This is a genomic window from Streptomyces boncukensis (assembly GCF_011045075.1).
Lineage (GTDB): Bacteria > Actinomycetota > Actinomycetes > Streptomycetales > Streptomycetaceae > Streptomyces > Streptomyces boncukensis.
The window spans coordinates 1-2,941 of record NZ_JAAKZZ010000719.1; the positions used below are offsets into that span (position 1 = coordinate 1).

The following is a 2,941-nucleotide window of genomic DNA, read 5'->3' on the forward strand; positions in this document are numbered from 1 at the left end:
GTGCGCCGGGCGGGTGTCATGCCGTCGAGTACGGTCCGGACGCGGTGAGGCCGGCCGCCGGCTCGGCGGTGACGTCCTCCGCCAGCCGGGCCAGGATGCGGGCCGCGGCCCGCCCGTCCCCGAACGGGTTCCCCGCACCCGCCATCCGCCGGTACTCCGCCGGGTCGTCGAGCAGCCGCCCGGCGGCGCTGACGATGGTCTCCGGGTCGGTGCCGACCAGCCGGGCCGCGCCCGCCTCGACCGCCTCGGGGCGCTCGGTGGTGGTGCGCAGGACGAGCACCGGCTTGCTGAGGGTCGGTGCCTCCTCCTGGATGCCGCCGGAGTCGGTGAGCACCAGGTCGCACTCGGCCAGGGTCGCGACGAAGTCCACATAGTCGAGCGGGTCGACCAGGGTGAAGCCCTCGCGCCCGTCGACCTCGCACAGCAGCGCGTCCCGGACGGCGGGGCTCCGGTGCAGCGGCAGCACGATCTCCACGTCCCCGCGGCCGGCGAGGCGGCACAGCGACCGGCCCATGCCGCGCATCCGGTGGCCCTGGTTCTCCCGGCGGTGCAGGGTGACCAGGATCCGCTTGGCGCAGCTGCGGAAGGCGGAGGTGCCCGCGCCCTCGGCCAGCACCCACAGCAGGTTGTCGACGACGGTGTTGCCGGTGGTGAACACCCCCTCGGCGGGGATGCCCTCGCGGGTCAGGTGCCCGGCGGCGCGCGGGGTCGGGGTGAAGTGCCAGCGGGCCATGCGCCCGATCAGACAGCGGTTCAGCTCCTCCGGGAAGGGGTTGTCCATGACGCCGGTGCGCAGCCCGGCCTCGACATGGGCCACCGGGATCCGCTCGTAGAACGCGGCCAGCGCGCCGGCCAGCGCGGTCGTGGTGTCCCCCTGCACCACGACCGTGTCCGGCCGCTGCGCGCGGATGACCCCGCCGAGCTCCCCGACCAGGCGGGCGGTCAGCTCGGAGAGCTGCTGTCTCTCCCGCATCACATCGAGCGCGGTGCGGACGTCGACCCCCAGCAGGCCGAGCATCTGGTGCAGCATCTCGCGGTGCTGCCCGGTGGCGACGACCACCGGCTCGAACCGGAGGTCGGAGGCCATCGCGCGGGCCACCGGGGCCAGTTTGATCGCTTCCGGGCGGGTCCCGAGCACCAGCATGGCGCGTACGGGCACAGCGGACGTGTGTACGGACATAAGAGCCCCCCTTGGGCGTGCGGTCGGCCGACCGCGTGAACGTGAGAGACCGGCTCAGGTGCGGGCGGTCTTCAGCCAGCCCCGCTGGCCGGTGAACATCCGCCACAGGCCCCACCAGCCGGCGGCGAACCAGATGTAGCCGTACAGGATGAAGACGTGGGCGAGCAGCACCGAGCGCACCAGCCCGAGCTCCCGCTCGCGCCTCGCGTAGACGAAGCCGTACGCGTAGGCGGCCGTGAACGAGAGGAGATACGGGCCGAGCAGCCACAGCGGTGAGACGAGCGGGTGTCCGGCACGGAGCGAGGCCACGGCGGTGGCGGCCACCGCGATGAGGAAGGACACCGGCAGCAGCGAGGTGAGCAGGATCAGCACCGGGCTGGAGAGGTGGTAGAGGAGGTCCAGCGCGGCCCGGGTGGGCACCTTCCGCAGGATGAGCGGGACCAGCCCTGCCGACTGCAGATGGCCCTGGAACCAGCGGGACCGCTGGCGCACCAGGCGCCGCAGGCTCAGCACGGCCTGTTGGGAGACCGCGGCGGCGGTGCAGTGCTGGTTGGTCCAGCCCTGGGCGATCAGCCGTACCCCGAGGTCGAGGTCCTCGGTGAGGCTGTCGCTCCACGGCCCTTCCTCGCCCAGCGTGTCGAGCGCCGACAGCCGCATGAACTGCCCGTTGCCTCCCATGCCCACGCTGCCGATGAAGCGGCGCGCGCTCTGGAAGACATCGCCGTAGACGATGAACTCCATGTCCTGCATCCGGGCGAGCAGCCCCTGGCGCCGGTTGTACATCCGCACGCAGACCTGCACCGCGCCCGTGCCGGGGTCGTCGAAGTAGGGATCGACGGCCTGTACGACGTGCGGGTCGAGCCGTCCGTCCGCGTCGACCACGCACAGGATCACGTCGCCGGGGCGGCGCCCGGCGAGCAGCCCGGACTCGCGCAGATGCCGTACGCCGTCGTTGAGCGCGGCCCCCTTGCCCCGGCGGGCGGCCGGCGGGGTGCGCTGGTGGAGCCGTACCCGGTGCGGATCGGCGGACCGGGCGATCTCCGCCGTGCGGTCGTCGGAGGCGTCGTCGATGACCAGCGCCAGGAAATTTCCGACGGGCAGCGAGGTGATCCGCTCCAGGCTTTCCGAAAGCACTTTCTCTTCGTTCAGGCAGGCCAGCAGAAATACGTAGAACCGCTCATTCTGCGGTGTGCGGTTGTGGTGGATTCTGCGCCGGGAGAGGAGAAACAGCGCGGTGTTGTAGGAGCCGGCCGCGATGATCAGCGCCATGCTCGCCCACAGGAGCAGCTCAGTGATCACGGCCGCCCCCGGCGCCCGCCTGCGCCGGATCTGTGCCCCGGCGTAATCGCTTGCGGACCAGGAGTATCAGACAGGCCGTCAGGACATAGAGTGCGAATCCGGCTCCGGCCGTCGCCTGCAGGGCCCTGGCCAGCGGTAATCCGGGTATCGTCGTCGGCGCCGCCAGCGCCCCCGCCAGGGGCAGCAGCGCCCCGGGTACGGGCAGTCCGTACATGTTCCCCCCAAAACATATATGTCACCACGCGTCCCCATCGCGCGAGGGAGAACATAGCAGAAGCCGGGGCGGTCCCAGAAGGGGAAACGGAAAGTCGGAGAAGTCGTAAGGGAGTTCCCGTGTCGCCGCGTTGACACTTTCCTTGATCGCCCAGAAGAATCGCTGAATTCATGTCGGTGAGACCCTTCGCCGGTGTTGGCGGAGGGGAGGGGGGAATGATCGTGAAACCAGTGAGACGGGCCCGGGGG

At 71.1% G+C, this 2,941-nt stretch carries 2 protein-coding genes; both read right to left on the reverse strand.

The annotated features are described in order from the left end of the window. Positions 1 to 16: 16 nt before the first annotated feature. Entirely contained in the window at positions 17 to 1,180 is a 1,164-nt protein-coding gene (gene wecB / locus G5C65_RS34725) for a non-hydrolyzing UDP-N-acetylglucosamine 2-epimerase (protein ID WP_241266273.1), read from the reverse strand. A gap of 54 nt (positions 1,181 to 1,234) precedes the next feature. After that, positions 1,235 to 2,479: a glycosyltransferase gene (locus tag G5C65_RS34730; RefSeq protein WP_165303044.1), complete on the reverse strand. Its 1,245-nt coding sequence runs from the start codon at positions 2,477 to 2,479 to the stop codon at positions 1,235 to 1,237. Positions 2,480 to 2,941: the final 462 nt, after the last annotated feature.